This is a genomic window from Nocardioides daejeonensis, assembly GCF_003194585.1.
Taxonomy (GTDB): Bacteria; Actinomycetota; Actinomycetes; order Propionibacteriales; family Nocardioidaceae; genus Nocardioides; species Nocardioides daejeonensis.
Genome location: NZ_QHKZ01000003.1, coordinates 417,621 through 435,912, shown reverse-complemented (window position 1 = coordinate 435,912; position 18,292 = coordinate 417,621). Strand labels below are relative to the sequence as shown.

Here is an 18,292-nt window from a genome sequence, read left to right as displayed (position 1 = left end):
ATGACGATGAGCGAGCAGGTCTGCTTCGAAGACGTCGCGATCGGCGACGTCCTGCCGACGCTGGAGGTGGTGGTCGACGAGACCCAGATGTTCCTCTTCTCGGCGGCCACCTACAACGCGCACCGGATCCACTACGACAAGGACTGGGCGCGTGACAAGGAGGGCTACGACAACGTCCTGGTGCAGGGGCCGCTCCAGGCGGCCCTGTTGGCCCGCGCGGTGACCGACTGGGTAGGCGCCTCGGGCCGCCTAGTCACCTTCTCGGTGCAGAACCGCGCCACGGCACTGCCCGGCGAGACGCTGCTCTTCGGCGGCACCGTCACCGCGGTGCGCGGCCAGGGCGACGGCACCGGCCTGGTCGACTTGGAGATCGCCGGTCGACGTGGGGAGACCGTGCTGATGCCGGGCACTGCGATCGTTTCGCTTCCGGCCCGGGCCGTCATCGGGGCTGGTGCCTGATGGGGCTGCGCGGAGAGGCCGCGATCGTCGGCATCGCCGAGCTCCCGGCGCTGAAGCTCAAGGATGCCCAGCCCGCGTTCACGATCGACCAGTACGCACGGCTGGCGCAGCAGGTCTGTGCCGACGCAGGCCTCGAGCCGACGCTGGTCAATGGCCTGGTCACGCATGGGATCGGCGAGTCGGCGATGTTCGCGCCGGCCACGCTCTCGGAGTACCTGGGACTTCCGCTCGACTTCGGTGAGCGGGTGGACCTGGGCGGCGCGACCGCGGCCGGCATGGTGTGGCGCGCCGCTGCCGCCGTCGAGCTCGGCATCTGTGACGCCGTACTCGCGGTGGTTCCGGGGTCGCTGGCCGTCCCCCGCTCGCAGCGCCGTCCTGCGGTCGACCCCGGCTGGTACGGCGCTTCCAGCAACAACTACGGCTCGCCCCAGGCTGAGTTCGAGATTCCCTACGGCAACGTCGGCCAGAACGGCCCGTACGCCCAGATCGCCCAGCGGTACGCCGCCGAGTTCGGCTACGACCCGGAGGCGACGGCGGCGATCGCGGTCGCCCAGCGCACCAACGCGTGCGCGCACCCCGGTGCGATCTTCCACGGCAAGCCGATCACGACCCAGGACGTGCTGGACTCGCCGATGATCGCCGACCCGATCCACATGCTCGAGGTCGTGATGCGGGTGCACGGCGGGGCCGGCGTGCTGATCGTCAACGCCGATCTCGCCAAGCGAGCACGCAACCGTCCGGTGTGGGTCAAGGGCTTCGGCGAGCACGTCGCCTTCAAGACCCCGACGTACGCCGACGACCTGGTGCGCACGCCCATCGCACGTGCCGCGGACCGGGCGTTCACGATGGCCGGGCTCGAGCGGACGGACGTCGACATGGCGTCGATCTACGACTGCTACACGATCACCGTGCTGATGAGTCTCGAGGACGCCGGATTCTGCGCCAAGGGCACCGGCATGTCCTGGGTGCGCGAGCACGACCTGACCTTCCGCGGCGACTTCCCGGTGAACACGGCGGGTGGCCAGCTCTCCTTCGGCCAGGCGGGGATGGCCGGCGGCATGCACCACGTCGTCGACGGTGCCCGCCAGGTGATGGGTCGCGCGGGTGACGCTCAGGTCGCCGACTGTCATACCGCCTTCGTCACCGGCAACGGCGGAATCATGAGCGAGCAGGTCGCCCTGCTCCTGCAGGGAGAGTGACGATGAACGCCCCGACGACGCAACCCAAGCCGATGCCCGAGCCGACGCCGGTGTCCCAGCCGTTCTGGGATGCGCTTGCGGAGGGCCGGGTGCTCATCCAGTACTCGCCCTCGGCGGGGGAGTACGTCTTCTACCCGCGCACACTGGCGCCTCGCACGCTTGCGGACGACCTGGAGTGGCGGGAGATCTCCGGCCGCGGCACCGTCTACACCTTCACCGTCGCCGACCGTCCGACCGCACCTCCGTGGGTCGACGCGGTGCCTCAGTTGCTGGCCGTCGTGGAGTGGGACGAGGGACCGCGGGTGAGCACCGAACTCGTCGGCGTCGAGCCGGCCGACATCCGCATCGGCATGCGGGTCGAGCCGGTCTTCGACCGCGACCCCGACTCCGGCACGACCCTGCTCCGCTACCGACCCGACACCACTTCCTGACCGCGCAACCTGACCAGGTGCAGCGCCTCCGAGAGGAACCAAGAGCATGAGTGAGTTCGATCTGATCGTTCGCGGCGGCACGCTGGTGGACGGCACCGGTGAGCCGCGCCGTACCGCCGACGTCGCCGTGAGGGACGGCATCGTCGTCGAGGTCGGCCAGGTGAGTGGCCGCGCCAGCCAGGAGATCGATGCCGACGGCGCGATCGTCGCGCCCGGCTTCGTCGACGTGCACACGCACTACGACGGACAGGCGACCTGGGACAGCTACCTGCAGCCTTCCTCCTGGCACGGCGTGACCACCGTGGTGATGGGCAACTGCGGCGTCGGGTTCGCGCCGGTGCAGCCGCAGGACCGCAACCGGCTGGTGGAGCTGATGGAGGGCGTCGAGGACATCCCCGGCGTCGCCCTCACCGAGGGGCTGCCGTGGACCTGGCAGTCCTTCCCCGAGTACCTGGACGCGCTGGAGACCCGCGCTCACGACCTCGACTTCGCCGCCCAGGTGCCGCACGCGGCGCTGCGGGTCCGGGTGATGGGGGAGCGCGCCGCGGCGCACACGCTCTCCACCGAGGAGGAGTCGCAGCTGATGGCGAAGCTCGCGGTCGAGGCGATCGAGGCCGGTGCGGTGGGCTTCAGCACGTCGCGGACGCTCAACCACAAGTCGATCTCGGGGGAGCTCACGCCGTCGTACGCCGCCGGGCGGGACGAGCTCACCACCATCTCCCGTGCCATCGGTGCGTCGGGCAAGGGTGTGCTGCAGCTCGTCACCGACTGGGACGACGAGTCGATCGAGACCGACTTCGACCTGATCCGGTCGATGGTCGCCGCGGCCGGTCGGCCGATGTCCTTCTCGCTCTCGCAGACGGCTGCCCACCCGGACCGCTTCCGCAAGGCTCTTGCCTTCCTCGAGGAGGCGAACGCGGAGGGGCATCGGCTCCGTGCCCAGGTCGCCGTCCGCGGCATCGGCATCCTGCTCGGCCTGGACCTCACCCTCAACCCGTTCGTCTCCAACCCGGCGTACCAGCGCATCGCCGACCTGCCGTTGGCTGAGCGGGCGCGGCGGATGGCGGATCCCGAGGTACGGCGGGAGATCCTCGAGATCGGGATCGTCAAGAACCCGAACCTGATCGGCGGTCAGTTCCTGGACCGGATCGAGGTGATGTTCGAGCTGGAGAACCAGCCGAACTACGAGCCGGACGCCAGCCAGACCCTCGCCCGCAGGGCGGCTGCTGCGGGTGTCGACCCGACCGAACTGATCTACGACATCCTGGTCAGTGACGGCGGCCGCGGCATGATCTACCAGCCCTTCACGAACTACGTCGACGGATCGTTGAACGGGGCACGCGAGCAGCTCGTGCACCCGTTCACCATCCCGGGACTCTCCGACGGCGGTGCCCACGTCGGCACGATCTGCGACGGCAGCTTCCCGACCACCCTGCTGCAGCACTGGGTGCGGGATCGGGCAGCGGACCGGTTGGCTCTGGAGTTCGTGGTGGCTCGTCAGGCGCGCGCGACCGCGGAGGCTGTGGGCTTCTTCGACAGGGGCCTGCTGGCGCCCGGCTACAAGGCGGACCTCAACGTCATCGACTTCGAGGGGCTGCTTCTTCACAAGCCTGAGGTCCACCACGACCTTCCTGCCGGCGGTCGGCGGCTGCTGCAGCGGGCCGACGGCTATCTCCACACGGTCGTCTCGGGCCAGGAGACCTACCGCAACGGCGAGGCGACCGGTGCGCTGCCTGGCCGCCTCGTGCGAGGCGCGCAGCCCACCCCGCGTTGAGTGCGCGCAAGTGGTGGGTTGAGTGCGCGCAAGTGGTGGGTTGAGTGCGCGCAAGTAGCGCGTTGAGTGCGCGCAAGTGGTGGGTTGAGTGCGCGCAAGTGGTGCGTTGAGTTCGCGCAAGTGGTGGGTTGAGTGCGCGCAAGTGGTGCGTTGAGTGGGAGGCAGGCGCCGCGCAAGCCCCAGTCTCACTGATATGAAATAGGGCTGGTCGATGTATGTCTAATAGGTATAGCGTCGCTGAGAGCAATCCCGAGATCCAAACAAGGAGAACAGTCATGCGCAGGTTCCCAGTGCTTCGCACCGCGGTGGCAGCGGTGGCAGCGACCGCCCTGCTGGCGGCCTGCAGCGAGTCGGAGGGTGTCGACTCCGGCCCCAAGGAGCGTACGTACCAGGAGGGCATGGTGGGGGACTCCTCCACGGGCACTCCCACGAAGGGCGGTACCTTCACCTGGGCCTCGTTCAGCGAGCCCCGCTCGCTGGACCCGGCCGTGACCATCGCCGCGGCCACCACTGGTGGCGTGGAGATGGCGGCCATCTACGACACGCTGATGCGGTACGACCCGGAGAAGACCGACTTCGTGCCGAAGCTCGCCGAGTCGCTGGAGAGCAACGCCGAGGGCACGGAGTGGACCCTCAAGCTGCGTGAGGGCATCACCTTCAGCGACGGCACCGCGCTCGATGCTGAGGCGGTCAAGTGGAGCCAGGAGCGCTACGCGACCAACAAGGGTCCCGAGGCCGCGCTGTGGGCGGGCAACGTCCAGGAGGTCCAGGTCGTCGACCCGCAGACCATCGTCTACAAGCTCGGCAACCCCTGGTTCCTCTTCCCGAGCATCCTCAGCACGGGACCCGGCATGATCGTGGCGAAGTCCGCGGACAAGGGCGCGGAGTTCGCGCCGGTCGGTGCCGGTGCCTACGCGCTGGACAAGTGGGCGCCGCAGGAGTCGATCACCCTCAAGGCTCGCTCGGACTACTGGGACGGTGCGCCGAACCTCGACTCGTTCAAGATCGTCTACCTTCCGGACCAGAAGACCGGCATCGACTCGATGGAGAAGGGCGACATCGACAGCGTGCTGCTGCGTGACCCCGACCTGGTCGACGCCATGCTCGACACCGACCCCAACGGCTACATGAACGTGGTGGCCGCCAGCAACGTGGCGCTGATCAACGCCACGGAGGGTCACCCTGGTGCCGACGCGCGGGTGCGCAAGGCGCTTGCCATGGGCATCGACCCGGACCTGGTGCGCGAGCGCGCCTACAGCGGCCACGGCCTGGCCGGCTCGTCCATGTTCATGGACTACTCGCGCTGGCACACCGACACCGAGGGTCTCGCCTACGACCCGGACGAGGCGAAGAAGCTCCTCGAGGAGGCCAAGGCCGACGGCTACGACGGCAAGATCAACTACCTCGACGCCTCCGACCCCGGCTCGCGCAACACCGCGCTCGCGGTCAAGGCGAACCTGGAGGCGATCGGCTTCGAGGTCACGCTCGACCTCAAGCGCACCGTCGCCGAGCAGATCAACGCCATCGCGGTCAACCGCGACTACGACGTCGCTGCCTGGGGCCTGAGCTTCCGTGAGGCCGACCCGTTCTCCAAGATGTACTCCACCCTGCACAGCTCCGGCACCCAGACCTACGGCATGGTCACCAGCCCGGAGATGGACGCGGCGATCCAGGAGTTCCAGGAGGCTGGCGACCAGGACGCCCAGCTCGCCGCGATGGACAAGGCCCAGCAGATCATCAACGAGGACGTCCCCTTCCTCAACTGGAGCCCCATGCCCGAGATCACCGTGTGGAACGACAACGTCCACGGCGTCGTCCCTGGCTCCTCCTCGATCTTCTTCGTTGAGGACGCCTGGATCTCCTGATCCCTTCCAGAGAGGGTGATTCCCCGCCCGGGCGGGGAATCACCCTCTTGGTGTGTGTAGCTACGGCACACAAGCATGCAATAACGTCACACAGTCCCAGGTGAGCTGCCGATCAGTAGCCCGATCTTGGTGCGGCTTCCTGTGGAGGCGGACGCTCTTCCACAGGCGGTGATGGTGCCGGATCGGCGCGTTCTCCGCGGCGGAAGCATCGCCGCATGACAACACTGTGGACACCACGGACAGAGGACACCGGCTACATCTCTCGCACGGAGCTCCTGGCCCTCGGGTACGACGACGCTTTCATCCAGCGACGCCTCCGGGGAGGGGTGTGGACCCGGATCCGGAACGGCGCCTACGCCGTCACGGAGGCCTGGGAGCGGAAGACCCCGGTTGAGCAGCACTTGATCCGCGCGCGATCGGTTCAACGACATGCGCGCAGCCCGGTCCTCCTCTCGCATGTCACCGCCCTTCTTGCGCACGACCTACCCGTTTGGGAGGCCGATCTCCGCGACGTCCACATCACCGGGCGCCGTACGGCGGGCCGCAAGGAAGCGGGGATATGTCACCACCGCGGGATGTTGGTCGACAGTGACGGCGTCGACGTCGGCCAAGACCGCGCCACCCACCCCGCCCGGGCCGTGCTCGAGTACGCCACGATGACCGACCTCGAGCACGGCTTGGTTGCTGCCGATGGCGCCTTGCACAAGCGGCTCGTCACGGCGGAGCAGATGCATCGGCAAGCGCAGCGGATGACGCATTGGCCGGGTGCGCACTGTTTGCGACTTCTGCTCTCGCTCATGGATCCGCGCATCGAGTCGCCCGGCGAGAGTCGGGTGCGCCATCTGTGCTGGGTCTTCGGGATCCCGATGCCCGTGCCCCAGTTCGAGGTACGTGACGCCTGGGGTCGTGTGATCGCTTTTTTGGACCTTGCCTGGCCGGAGTACGGCGTGTTCCTCGAGTTCGACGGACGGGTGAAGTACGCGCAGCTTGCTCGGCCCGGGGAGGACGCGGTCGACGTCGTGATGCGCGAGAAGAGACGTGAGCAGCGGATCGATGACCGGCTCGGTTGGGATCGGATGCGCGTGGTCTGGGCCGAGCTCGACAGCCGGGCTCGGCTTGCGCGGCGGATCACCGGACGCCTGGAGCGCGCCGCAGGTGGCTCGCTTTGAGCCGGTCCTGGTCCCGCCGCGGCACCTGTCGTGGCGCCGTATGTCGCCTCACGCGTCACACTGCGTACAGGAATTGTGTGCTTGGTTTGCGTAGCTACGGCCTACAAGCGACAAGTTCCCCGCCCGGGCGGGGAAACTTGTCGCCTGCCGGTCAGCGCAGGAGGAGGCCCGGGTAGCCCCGGGCGGCGAGGTCGTCGCAGTGAGCGCGGTAGGCGCCGACGCCGCCGATGTAGGGGAGGAAGACGCGGGGCTTGCCGGGGATGTTGGCGCCCATGTACCAGGAGTCGGTCTGCGGGTAGAGGGTGGCGTTGCCGGCGGCCTGGACATGATCGGTCCACTCCTTCTCGGCGACCTCGTCGGCCTCGACGAGAGTCCGGCCGGTGGCCCGCAGGTGGGCGATGAGGTCGCTGAGCCATTCGACGTGCTGCTCGATGGAGACCACTGCGTTGCTGAGTGCCGAGGGGCTGCCCGGGCCGGTGACGGTGAAGAGGTTCGGGAAGCCGGCGACGCTGATGCCGAGGTAGCTGCGCGGCCCTTCGGCCCAGGCCTCGCGCAGGGACCGGCCGCCACGGCCGACGATGTCGAGGGCGAGCAGGGGGCCGGTCATGGCGTCGTACCCGGTGGCGAAGATGAGCATGTCGAGGGGGTACTCCGCCTCGCTCGTCCGCACGCCGGAGGCGGTGATCCGCTCGATCGGCGTACGCCGGAGGTTGACCAGCTCGACGTCTTCGCGGTTGAAGGTGGCGTAGTAGCCGGTGTCGAGGCAGGGTCGCTTGGTCCCGAACGCGTAGCCGCGCGGCGTCAGGTCCTGCGCGGTCTGCGGGTCGTCGACCAGCTCGACGATCCGCTCGCGCACGAAGTCGGCTGCGGTGTCGTTGGACTCCTGGTTGCGCACGAGATCGTTGTAGGCCTGCAGGATCCCGGTCAGCGTGCCCTCGGCCCAGCGCTCCCGGTACGTCGCGATCCGCTCCTCCTCGCTGACTTCCAGTGCACTCTGGGTCGGGGGGTCGAGCAGGATGCCGTAGGAGCTGGTGCGCACCTGCTCGCGCACCTCGGGGTAGCGGGCCTTCAGATCGGCGATGTGCTCGGGATCCGGGGTGTGGTTGTGTGCCGGCAGGCTGAAGTTGGGCGTGCGCTGGAAGACGGTGAGGTGGGCGGCCTGCTGCGCCACGATCGGGATCGTCTGGATGCCGGAGGAGCCGGTCCCGATCACCCCGACGCGCAGCCCGCTGAAGTCGACCGGCTCGTGCGGCCACCGCCCGGTGTGCAGCACCGGCCCGGCGAAGTCGTCGCGGCCGGGGATGTCGGGCAGGTTGGCCGACGAGAGCAGGCCCACCCCCAGGACGACGTACGTCGCCTCGACCTGTACGCCGTCCTCTGTCGTCACGGTCCAGCGTCCGGTCGGTTCGTCGAACCGCAGGCTGCTCACCCGGGTCTCGAAGGCGATGTCGCGCCGCAGGTCGAACCGGTCGGCGACATGCTCGAGGTAGCGCAGGATCTCCGGCTGGGCGGCGTACTTCTCGCTCCACTCCCATTCGCGGGCGAGGTCGTCGTCGAAGGAGTAGCTGTAGTAGATGCTCTCGATGTCGCAGCGAGCACCGGGATAGCGGTTCCAGTACCAGGTGCCGCCGACATCGGAGCCGGCCTCGTAGACCTGGACGTCGAGTCCGAGGCCGCGGAGCCGGTGCAGCGCATAGAGGCCGGCGAAACCGGCTCCGACCACAACGGCGTCGACAGTGCGGGTGCTCATCGAATTGCCCCTTCCTGGGCGAGGTGTAGGTCGATCAGTTGGGCGACGTGAGCCAGAGCCTCGCCCTGTGCGGGCAACAGCCCGACCATGGTGAAGAAGCCGTGCATCTGCCCTGCGAAGTCGCGGTGGTCGACGGCGACGCCGGCGGCGCGGAGGCGCTCGGCGTAGGCGTGGCCCTCGTCGCGCAGGACGTCGTGCTCGGCGGTCACCACGACGGCCGGTGGCAGCCCGGCGAGGTCCTCGGCACGGAGCGGGGAGACGTCGGCATGGTCCCGGTGCTCGGCCGCCACGTAGTGGTCCCAGAACCAGCGCAGGGTGTCCCGGTTGAGGGCGAGCTGGTTGGCCGGATCGGTGTAGGAGGCGTTGTCGAAGTCGTGGTCGGTGACCGGGTAGACCAGCACCTGCAGTGCGATCGCCGGCCCGGAGTCCTCGCGGGCCCGGCGCGCCAGGATCGTGGCGAGGTTGCCGCCGGCACTGTCCCCGGCGACGACCAGGGGCGCACCGGTGACGGCGAGCTCCGAGCGGTGTGCGTCGACCCAGGTCAATGCCGCCCAGGCGTCGTCGACCGCGGCCGGCCAGGGTGCCTCCGGGGCGAGCCGATACGAGGCGAGGACGACCGTGCAGCGGGTCGCCTCGGCGAGCTGACGCCCCAACGCCTCGTGTTCGGCGATGGAGCCGACCACCCAGCCGCCGCCGTGCAGGTAGAGCAGGATGCCGCGCGGGTTCGACGGCACCAGCACGCGTGCGGGCAACTCGCCGCCCGGCCCCGAGATGAGCACGTCCTCGCTCCGGTCCGGTTCGGGACCAGGTGGGTAGAGCTGGGCGAGTCCGGCTATGCGGGCGCGCGCCTCGACCGGCGTCACCTCATGCATCGGCGGCCCACCGGCGGCGGCCAGCTGGGCGAGGAGCGTGGCAGTGGCGTCGTCGAGGGTCACCGGGGCTCACCTCCGAACGTGATGAGCTGCCGGGCGACTCCGCCTTCGCCGAGCCGCCGGTAGGCATCGTTGATGCCGTCGAGACCGGTGCTGCGCGAGACCAGGCTGTCGAGCCGCAGCTTGCCGGCCAGGTAGAGGTCGACGTAGCGGGGGATGTCGGTGATGAACTGGTTGGAGCCGATCTGGGAGCCTTGCAGCCTCTTCTCGACCAGCAGCTCGATCCCGGAGATGCTGACCTGCTCGCCGGGCGCCATCATGCCGACGACGGTGGCGGTGCCGCCGCGCCGGGCCATGGAGAAGGCCTGCTGCGTGGTGCGCGCCAGGCCGACGGCCTCGAAGGCATGGTGCACACCGCCGTCGGTGAGGTCGCGGACCGCCTCGACGGCGTCCACCTGGGAGGCGTCTACGACATCGGTTGCCCCGAAGCTCTTCGCGAGCTCCAGCTTCGCCGGGTCCGTGTCGACCGCGACGATCTTCGCGGCGCTCACCAGCTCGGCGCCATGGATCGCGCTGAGCCCGACTCCGCCGCAGCCGATCACTGCGACCGTCTCTCCGGGCCGTACGCCGGCCGTGCGGAAGACCGCGCCGAGTCCGGTGAGCACGCCGCAGCCGAGCAGTGCGGCGACGTCGAGCGGCATCCGGTCGTCGATGCGCACGAGCGCATTGCGGTGCACCAGGGCGAGCTCGGAGAAGCTGGAGAGGTGCAGGAACTGAGTGATCGGCTGGTCGTCCAGTCGCAGCCGCGGCGGCGCGCCGGCGGGTCGGCCGAGCCCTGCCTTGGTGCAGATCGCCGGACGGCCCGAGAGGCAGAACTCGCAGCGGCCGCAGAAGACCGACAGGCATTCGACGACGTGGTCGCCCGGTGCGAGGTCGTGGACGGCGCTGCCCACGGCCTCGACGACCCCTGCGGCCTCGTGTCCGAGGACGGTCGGCACGGGATGCGGCATCACGCCGCGCATGAAGTGCAGATCGGAGTGGCAGACGCCGGCAGCGACGGTGCGCACGAGCACCTCGTCGGGGGCGGGATCGTCGACGACGACGTCGCGCAGGACGAGGTCTCCGGGGCTGGACTCGAGGACGGCGGCACGGCTGACGGGCATCAGTTCTCCTGGGGTGCGGGCGGCTGGATGGACTTGACCTCGAGGAACTCCTCGAGGCCGAGGCGGCCGTACTCGCGGCCGTTGCCGGACTGGCGGTAGCCGCCGAACGGTGCCAGGCGGTTGCTGTTGAGGCCGTTGACGTGGACGGTCCCGGAGCGGATCCGACGGGCGACCGCGACAGCGCGCTCGGCGTCGCCGCCGAAGACGCCGGCACTCAGGCCGTACGGCGTCGCGTTGGCCAGTGCGACGGCGTCGTCGTCGCCGCGATGGGTGCTGAGCGCGAGCACGGGCCCGAAGACCTCGTTGCGGGCGACGCGCATCTCCTGCGTGACGCCGCCGAGCAGCACCGGTTCCATCCGGTAGCCGGCCTCCGGCAGGGATGGCTCGGCGGTGCCGTGCAGCACTTGGGCCCCATCCTCGACCGCCTCACGCAGGTGCCCGGCGACTCGCTGCCACTGCGTCTCGGAGACGAGCGGGCCGAGGGTCGGACCGACGGCGGCCGCGGTCGCGGTGGCGATGGCGACAGCCTCGTCGTACCGCTCCTCGGGGACGATGAGCCTGGTCCAGGCGGCGCAGGTCTGCCCGGTGTTCATGAGGCCGAAGCCGACCGAGGTCTGCACGGCACGTGCGAACTCTTCGGTGCTCAGGTCGTCGAGCAGCACGCTGGGCGACTTGCCGCCGAGCTCGAGGGTGACCCGCTTGACGGTCTCGGCGGCGAGGGCGCCGATCCGGCGCCCGACAGCGGTCGAGCCGGTGAAGGTGACCATGTCGACGTCCGGGTGCCGGGCCAGTGCCTCACCCACCACCGGCCCGCGGCCGGCCAGCACGTTCAGCCAGCCGGCGGGCACCCCCACCTCGTGGGCGACCTCCGCCAGCAGGTACGACGACAGAGGAGTGAGCTCCGCCGGCTTCAGCACCACTGGGCAACCGGCGGCGAGGGCGGAGCCGATCTTGGCCATCGCCTGGTGGAGGGGGAAGTTCCAGGGCGTGATGGCAGCGACGACGCCGATCGGCTCGCGGGCGAGGAAGGACGGCCCGAGCGGCTCGTCGAAGTCGTAGCTCTCGGCGACCTCGATGGTCGTGGCGAGGGTGCCGAGCGGCATGCCGACCTGCACCTGGCGTGAGAACTGGTCGGGCGAGCCCATCTCGGCGGAGATCAGGTCTGCGAACTCGTCTGTCCGCTCGGCGATCCGGTCATGCAGAGCGCGCAGGGCGCGGAGCCGGTCGGGCAGGGGCCAGGCAGCGCCCTCGAACGCGCGTCGGGCGGCGGCGACCGCACGGTCGACGTCCTGCTCGTCGGCCAGACGGACGGAGGCGGTCGGCGTCCCGGTCCGCGGATCGATGACGTCGTGCCACTCGTCGCCGTGCGGCAGCACCCAGGTGCCGTCCAGATAGATGTTCTCGTGCTTGTCCATGGCCCGCTCGCTGCTCCTCGTTCGGTCGGTAGCATTCCAACTTTCACTATGTCTAAATGAAATAGTTGCGGCTCGCAAGCGATCGCTCCCATTTGATGGCAGGGGAGAAGTGACAGCCGCTCGCTGTGTCCGTAATATTCGAGTTGCCAATATGCCGACTAGTCATATCGATGAGTTGGTGGGCTGCCGACGTGACGAAGTGCTCCCGCGCGATGGGAGTGACGCTCGCCGAGGCCGCTCTCGGTGATTGGCTCACCGCTGGACTTGTGGAAGGAGGAGACGTTGACCAAAGTGCTGAAGCGCGTCGCGGAGCTCGTGGCTGTGCTGTTCATCGTCAGCCTGGGAACGTTCTGGTTGGTCTCCAAGATGGACACCGACCCGGCGGTGACCATGCTGGGCGAGGGGCGCACGGAGGCGGAGTACGCCGCGGTGCGCGACGACCTCGGCCTCAACGATCCGCTGCTCGTCCGCTACTGGGACTGGCTGAGCCACGCCGTCACCGGTGACCTCGGCAAGTCGGTGGTGCCGCCGTACAACGGGATCTCCGACCGGATCGCCGGCGCGCTGCCGGTCAGCGTCGAGCTCGCCGTGCTCGGCATGGGCATGGCGCTGCTCTTCTGCATCCCGCTGGCGATGTGGTCGGCGTACCGACCTGGGGGCCGTGTCGACCGGCTTGTCGGCGCGGGGGCGCTCGGTGTCCTCTCCATCCCGAGCTTCCTGGCGGGTCTGCTCATCATCATGGTGCTCGCCAATGGGCTCGGCTGGTTCCCGCGGGCGCAATGGACCCGGCTAGGAGACGGGATCGGGCAGAACCTCTATCACGCCTTCCTGCCCGCCTTGACGATCGCGCTCGCCGAGACCGCGATGTTCACCCGGATCCTGCGCAACGACCTGGTGACCACGTTGCAGGACGACTTCATCATGTCGGCCAAGGCGAAGGGCATGGGGCCGGTGCACATCATGGTGAGCGATGCCCTGCGGCCGTCCTCGTTCTCGCTGATGACGCTCATGGGCATCGGTCTCGGCCGCCTCATCGGCAGCACGGTGATCGTCGAGTATCTCTTCGCGCTGCCCGGCATGGGCTCGTTGGTGATCGGTGCCGCCAACACCGGGGACTTCGTGACCGTGCAAGGTGCGGTGCTCGTCATCGCCGTCATATACGTGCTGACCAATGCCTTGATCGACGCCTCGTACGGCTACCTCGACCCGCGGATCAGGAGGGCTCATGTCTGACCTCGCCCAGACCACGGATCCGGCCGGCGCCATGGATCCGGCGGCTGCCGCCGTCACCGTCGTCTCGGCGGAGGATGCTGCCGCCGTCCGGCTCGGGACGCCGGGACTGCTGCGCTGCTGGCTACCCCTGCTTGCCGGTGTGGCTGCCTTCGTCGTCGCGCTGGTTGCCCTGCGCGGCCAGGGCTGGCTGACCGCCGCAGTGGCGCTGCTCGGCCTGATCCTCATGCATGCCGGCGGCGCCGCCCTCGGCCGCCGTCGCAAGGGTCCGGAGTTCGACCTGACTGCCTGGCTCTGCGCGATCTGGCTGGCCATCATCATCCTGGCCGCCGTCTTCGCGCCGATGCTTCCGCTGGCCGAGGAGCAGAACCTCTCGCTCACGCTCGACCAGCCCGTGATGGCCCGGCCGGACCTGCTGACCGACCATCCGCTGGGCACCAACAACTTCGGCCTCGACCTTCTGGCGCGTGTCATCTACGGCGCCCGCGCCTCCCTGGTCGTCTCCATCGGCGCCGTCGTCATCGCCCTCGTGGTGGGGGGTTCCATCGGGATCGCCGCCGGCTACTTCCGCAAGCTGACCGACGCGACCGTCGGCATCCTCACCAACTCGCTCCTCGCGATCCCGCCGCTCATCCTGCTGATCGCGCTGGCCACCGTGCTCGACCCGACACTGCCCAACATCGCGTTCGCGCTCTCGCTGATGGCGCTGCCCAGCATGGTGCGGATGGCCCGTGCCAGCACGCTCACGTTCGTGCAGCGCGAGTTCGTGCTCGCCGGCAAGGCGATGGGTGCCAGCCACCTGCGGCTGATGATGCGAGAGCTGCTGCCCAACGTGATCCTGCCGTTGCTCTCCTACGGCATGATCATCGTCTCCGTGCTGATCGTCGCGGAGTCGTCGCTCAGCTTCCTGGGCCTGGGCATCCAGGCGCCTGAGCCGTCCTGGGGCAACATGATCGCCGAGGGCGAGGGCAACACCTTCGAGGAGCACCCGCACATCGTGCTGGTGCCTGGCGCCGCGGTCTTCCTGACCGTGTTCGCGTTCAACATGCTCGGGGAGAAGGCGCGCAAGCGCTTCGATCCCCGCCAGGCGAAGATCTGAGGTGCCGACGGTGACCAGCAACGCCACCCGCGAGTCGACCCGCCCCGCAGAGCGGCCGCGAAGCGGCACCCTGCTCGCGGTCGAAGACCTACGGACCGTGATCCACACCGCCCGCGGCGACCTCAAGGCCGTCGACGGGGTGAGCTTCACCCTCGACCGCGGCGAGACGATCGGCATCGTCGGCGAGTCAGGATCCGGCAAGTCGGTGCTCGGCCGCACGATCATGGGCCTGCACACCACGGGGCCGACCACGACGATCTCGGGCCGCGTGATGTTCGACGGCCGCGACGTCCAGTCGCTGGGCCCCAAGGATCTTCGCTCCCTCTGGGGTTCGCAGATCGGCATGGTCTTCCAGGACCCGATGACTGCGCTCAACCCGGTCAAGAAGATCGGGGTGCACCTCACCGAGACGCTGCGCAAGCACCAGGGGCTCGGGCGTACGCCGGCCCGGGAGCGGGCTGTCGAACTGCTCGATCTCGTCGGCATCCCGGATCCGCGGCGACGGATCGACCAGTTTCCGCACGAGATGTCGGGCGGCATGCGCCAGCGTGTCGTGATCGCCATGGCGTTGGCCAACGAGCCGGCCCTGCTCATCGCCGACGAGCCCACGACGGCTCTCGACGTCACCGTGCAGCGGCAGATCCTCGACCTGCTCGGCAACCTCCAGGCCGAGATGGGCATGGCGATCATCCTGATCAGCCACAACCTGGGCGTCGTCGCAGGCCGCGCCGACCGGGTCGCGGTGATGTACGCCGGCCGGGTCGCCGAGACCGCCGACGCCAAGACCCTGTTCGCAGATCCGCGGCACCCCTACTCCGAGGCCCTGCTCCGCGCGATCCCACGCCTGCACGAGCCGCCGCACGTACGGCTCGCGGCCATCGACGGCGCGCCGCCCAACATGGTGCAGCCGCCGGTCGGCTGCCGCTTCGCGCCGCGGTGTGCCTATGCCCAGGAGGACTGCCGCACGGTGCTGCCCGAGCTGGAGCCCGCCGCCACCGGTCACCTTTTCGCCTGCCACCACCCCGTGAACCGAGGAGAGAACTGATGTCCGGCACGCTCGCGACGCAGCCCCCCGCCGTACCCGAGGAGCGGGGCGATGAGCGGGTGCTGGTGGTCGACGACCTGGTCGTGGAGTTCCCGGCCAAGGGCGGCGGTACCGTGCACGCGGTCTCCGGTATCAGCTTCGAGCTCCGCGACGGAGAGACGCTCGGCATCCTCGGCGAGTCCGGCTGTGGCAAGTCGAGCGCGGGCCGCGCGCTGATGCAGCTGCCCCCGCCGACCTCCGGCTCGGTGCTGCTCAACGACGTCGAGCTGGTCGGGCACACCGGCCGGACGCTGCGACGCAAGCGCGCCAAGATGCAGATGATCTTCCAGGACCCGGTCTCGTCGCTGAACCCGCGGCGCAAGGTGAAGGACCTGGTGGCCGAGGGGCCGCGGATCTGGGGGCGGAAGGTCACCGAGGACCAGATCCGCGAGCTGCTGCTCGCGGTCGGCCTCGACCCCGAGTCGGTCTGGGACCGTCGCCCCCACGAGCTCTCCGGTGGCCAGTGCCAGCGGCTCTGCATCGCACGAGCGCTCATGCTCGATCCGCAGGTGCTGATCTGCGACGAGCCCGTCTCGAGCCTCGACGTCTCGGTGCAGGCGCAGATCCTCAACCTGCTCGAGGACACTAAGCAGCGCTACCGGTTGAGCATGATCTTCATCGCGCACGATCTCGCCGTGGTGAAGAACATCAGCGACCGGATCATGGTGATGTACCTCGGCCGGATCTGCGAGGTGATCCCCGCCGACCGGCTCGCTGAGCACGCGTTGCACCCCTACACGAAGCTGCTGCTCGAGTCGGTGCCCGAAGCCCAGCTGCCCGACGCCGAGCTTGAGGTGGAGGAGGTCGGCGTCACCAACGCCGAGCTGCCCTCGCCGCTGGACCCGCCCAGCGGATGTCGGTTCCGGACCCGTTGCCCCCTGGCCACCGAGATCTGCGCGACCGAGGCACCGCCGCTGCGGGAGTCGGTCAGCGGTCACCTGGTCGCCTGCCACCACGCGGAGGTGTGATCGTGGAGACGTTTGCTGATGTGGTCCGTGCCCGATGGGGTGACCAGGGCCGCGGCCTGGTCTTCGAGGACAGCACCTGGACCTGGGACGAGGTGGTCCGTGAGGGTGCGCAGCGCGCCGCGGCGCTGAGTGCCGCCGTACCGGTCCCGGAGGGGCGGCAGATCCATGTCGGGGTGCTGCTCGACAACGTCCCCGACTTCGTCTTCTGGATCTGTGGCGGTGCGCTCGCCGGAGCTGTCGTCGTGGGCATCAACTCCAGTCGGAGCGGTCCGGAGCTGGCCCACGACATCCGGCACGCCGACGTCGACTTCGTCGTCACCGAGAGCCGGCTCGCGCATCTGCTGGAGGGGACCGACCACGGGATCCCCGCCGAGCGGATCGTCAACGTGGACGACCCGGCGTACCTCGACTTCCTGGCGCCGTTCAAGGGCGCGGAGCTCCCGGAGAGCAGGCCGGGGCCCGAGGAGATCGCGCTGCTGCTCTTCAGCTCCGGTTCGACCGGAGCGCCGAAGGCCGTCATCGTCGGTCAGGGCCGGCTCGGCCGACTGCTTGAGGCGATGGTCGTGCGGGCGCGGCTGAGTCGGAGCTCGGTGACCTACCTGTGCATGCCGCTCTTCCACGGCAACGCGCTGATGCTCAACCTGGGTGCGGCGATGCATGCGGGAGCCACCGTCACGATGGTTCGCAAGTTCTCGGCGAGCGCCTTCGCTCCCGACATCCACCGGCACGGCGTCACCTTCGTCAACTACGTCGGGCGTGCGCTCTCCTACGTCCTCAGCCGGCCGGAGCTCCCGCAGGACCGGGAGAGCACGCTGGAGCTGGCCTTCGGCACCGAAGCGTCTGAAGTGGACGTCGCTCGCTTCACCGAGCGGTTCGGCTGCGAGGTGATGGAGGGGTACGGCCTCAGCGAAGGCGTGCTCCGCATCAACCGCACCCCCGACTCACCGTCGGGCTCCCTGGGGCTGCCGGTCGGTGGTGCCGACGTACGGGTGCTCGACGAGGCGACGGGGGAGGAGTGCCCGCGTGCCCGGTTCGACGAGGCCGGCCGGCTGGTCAACAGCGAGGCAGTGGGCCAGATCGTCGGGGTGGGCCTCGCGCACACCTTCGAGGGCTACTACAAGAACCCGGGCGCCATGGCTGACCGGATCAACGGAGAAGACTTCTGGACGGGCGACCTCGCCTACCGCGACGAGGCGGGCTTCTTCTACTTCGCCGGCCGGTCGTCGGACTGGCTCCGTGTCGACAGTGAGAACTTCGCCGCGGCGCCGGTGGAGCGGGTGATCCAGCGGCTTCCCGGCGTCCTCTCCGCGCCCGTGTACGCCGTCCCCGACGCCAGCACCGGCGATCAGGTGATGTGTGCGATCGAGCTGGAGCCGGGCGCCGAGTTCGACGCTGCCTCCTTCGGCCGCCACCTCGCCGAACAGCCGGAGATGTCGGCCAAGTGGTGGCCTCGCTACGTGCGGATCGTCGACCAGATCCCGCTGACGGGAAGCAACAAGGTCAACAAGGCGCCACTGCGAGCCGCCGCCTGGTGCACCACCGACCCCGTCTGGATGCGCGTCGGCCGCACCGAGGAGTACGTCCTCCTCGACGACGCCTCCCGCGCTGCCATCGCCGCCGACTTCACCGCCCACAGCCGCCAGGCCCTCCTCCCCCCGCCTAGCGTCGACTTCGCGCAAGTGCGGGGTTGAGTGCGCGCGAATGACGCGTTGAGTGCGCGCGAATGCGGGGTTGAGTGCGCGCAAGTGACGCGTTGAGTGCGCGCAGATGCGGGGTTGAGATGTCAGGCCCAGGCGAGGCGCACCATCACGTTT

Annotated in this window: 15 protein-coding genes; 11 read left to right on the top strand and 4 right to left on the bottom strand. The window is 69.2% G+C overall.

The window, feature by feature from the left end:
* Positions 1–6 precede the first annotated feature (6 nt).
* The 6 genes from DNK54_RS10155 to DNK54_RS10130 all read left to right on the top strand — a co-directional run bounded on the left by DNK54_RS10155 (position 7) and on the right by DNK54_RS10130 (position 6,897).
* Entirely contained in the window at positions 7–459 is a 453-nt protein-coding gene (locus tag DNK54_RS10155; protein WP_204164505.1) for a hotdog family protein, read from the top strand.
* A complete protein-coding gene (locus tag DNK54_RS10150; RefSeq protein WP_110206836.1) occupies positions 459–1,658 on the top strand; it encodes a thiolase family protein in 1,200 nt (399 codons plus the stop codon). Before DNK54_RS10155 ends, DNK54_RS10150 begins: the two co-directional genes overlap by 1 nt.
* A 2-nt stretch (positions 1,659–1,660) precedes the next feature.
* Complete coding sequence (locus DNK54_RS10145) at positions 1,661–2,089, top strand: Zn-ribbon domain-containing OB-fold protein (protein ID WP_110206835.1); 429 nt, start codon at positions 1,661–1,663, stop codon at positions 2,087–2,089.
* A 46-nt stretch (positions 2,090–2,135) separates the two neighbouring features.
* On the top strand, positions 2,136–3,863 hold the full coding sequence (locus DNK54_RS10140; RefSeq protein WP_110206834.1) for an N-acyl-D-amino-acid deacylase family protein: 1,728 nt from the start codon (positions 2,136–2,138) through the stop codon (positions 3,861–3,863).
* Positions 3,864–4,138: 275 nt separating this feature from the next.
* Positions 4,139–5,728 carry an ABC transporter substrate-binding protein gene (locus DNK54_RS10135; protein WP_110206833.1) on the top strand — a complete coding sequence of 530 codons (1,590 nt, stop codon included), beginning with the start codon at positions 4,139–4,141 and terminating at the stop codon, positions 5,726–5,728.
* A 215-nt stretch (positions 5,729–5,943) separates the two neighbouring features.
* Positions 5,944–6,897 (top strand): hypothetical protein, encoded by a 954-nt coding sequence (locus DNK54_RS10130; RefSeq protein ID WP_110206832.1) that lies wholly within the window; start codon positions 5,944–5,946, stop codon positions 6,895–6,897.
* Between the two features lie 151 nt (positions 6,898–7,048).
* On the opposite strand, the gene DNK54_RS10125 is transcribed toward DNK54_RS10130, so the two are convergent.
* The 4 genes from DNK54_RS10125 to DNK54_RS10110 are packed head-to-tail and all read right to left on the bottom strand — an operon-like array spanning position 7,049 to position 12,097.
* On the bottom strand, positions 7,049–8,647 hold the full coding sequence (locus DNK54_RS10125) for a flavin-containing monooxygenase (protein ID WP_110206831.1): 1,599 nt from the start codon (positions 8,645–8,647) through the stop codon (positions 7,049–7,051).
* Entirely contained in the window at positions 8,644–9,582 is a 939-nt protein-coding gene (locus tag DNK54_RS10120; RefSeq protein WP_110206830.1) for an alpha/beta hydrolase, read from the bottom strand. Before DNK54_RS10120 ends, DNK54_RS10125 begins: the two co-directional genes overlap by 4 nt.
* Complete coding sequence (locus DNK54_RS10115; RefSeq protein ID WP_110206829.1) at positions 9,579–10,682, bottom strand: Zn-dependent alcohol dehydrogenase; 1,104 nt, start codon at positions 10,680–10,682, stop codon at positions 9,579–9,581. The genes DNK54_RS10120 and DNK54_RS10115 overlap by 4 nt, the downstream gene beginning before the upstream one ends.
* Entirely contained in the window at positions 10,682–12,097 is a 1,416-nt protein-coding gene (locus tag DNK54_RS10110; protein WP_110206828.1) for an aldehyde dehydrogenase family protein, read from the bottom strand. The genes DNK54_RS10115 and DNK54_RS10110 overlap by 1 nt, the downstream gene beginning before the upstream one ends.
* Before the next feature lie 291 nt (positions 12,098–12,388).
* Between DNK54_RS10110 and DNK54_RS10105 the strand changes: the two genes are divergently transcribed.
* The 5 genes from DNK54_RS10105 to DNK54_RS10085 are packed head-to-tail and all read left to right on the top strand — an operon-like array spanning position 12,389 to position 18,169.
* The gene (locus DNK54_RS10105; protein WP_239460041.1) at positions 12,389–13,330 is read left to right on the top strand and encodes an ABC transporter permease; all 942 of its coding nucleotides are present in this window, start codon (positions 12,389–12,391) and stop codon (positions 13,328–13,330) included.
* Positions 13,323–14,426 (top strand): ABC transporter permease, encoded by a 1,104-nt coding sequence (locus DNK54_RS10100; RefSeq protein ID WP_110206827.1) that lies wholly within the window; start codon positions 13,323–13,325, stop codon positions 14,424–14,426. The genes DNK54_RS10105 and DNK54_RS10100 overlap by 8 nt, the downstream gene beginning before the upstream one ends.
* A 10-nt stretch (positions 14,427–14,436) precedes the next feature.
* A complete protein-coding gene (locus tag DNK54_RS10095) occupies positions 14,437–15,471 on the top strand; it encodes an ABC transporter ATP-binding protein (RefSeq protein ID WP_204164503.1) in 1,035 nt (344 codons plus the stop codon).
* Positions 15,471–16,478: an ABC transporter ATP-binding protein gene (locus DNK54_RS10090; RefSeq protein ID WP_110206826.1), complete on the top strand. Its 1,008-nt coding sequence runs from the start codon at positions 15,471–15,473 to the stop codon at positions 16,476–16,478. The genes DNK54_RS10095 and DNK54_RS10090 overlap by 1 nt, the downstream gene beginning before the upstream one ends.
* A 2-nt stretch (positions 16,479–16,480) precedes the next feature.
* The gene (locus DNK54_RS10085) at positions 16,481–18,169 is read left to right on the top strand and encodes an AMP-binding protein (protein WP_110206825.1); all 1,689 of its coding nucleotides are present in this window, start codon (positions 16,481–16,483) and stop codon (positions 18,167–18,169) included.
* Positions 18,170–18,292: the final 123 nt, after the last annotated feature.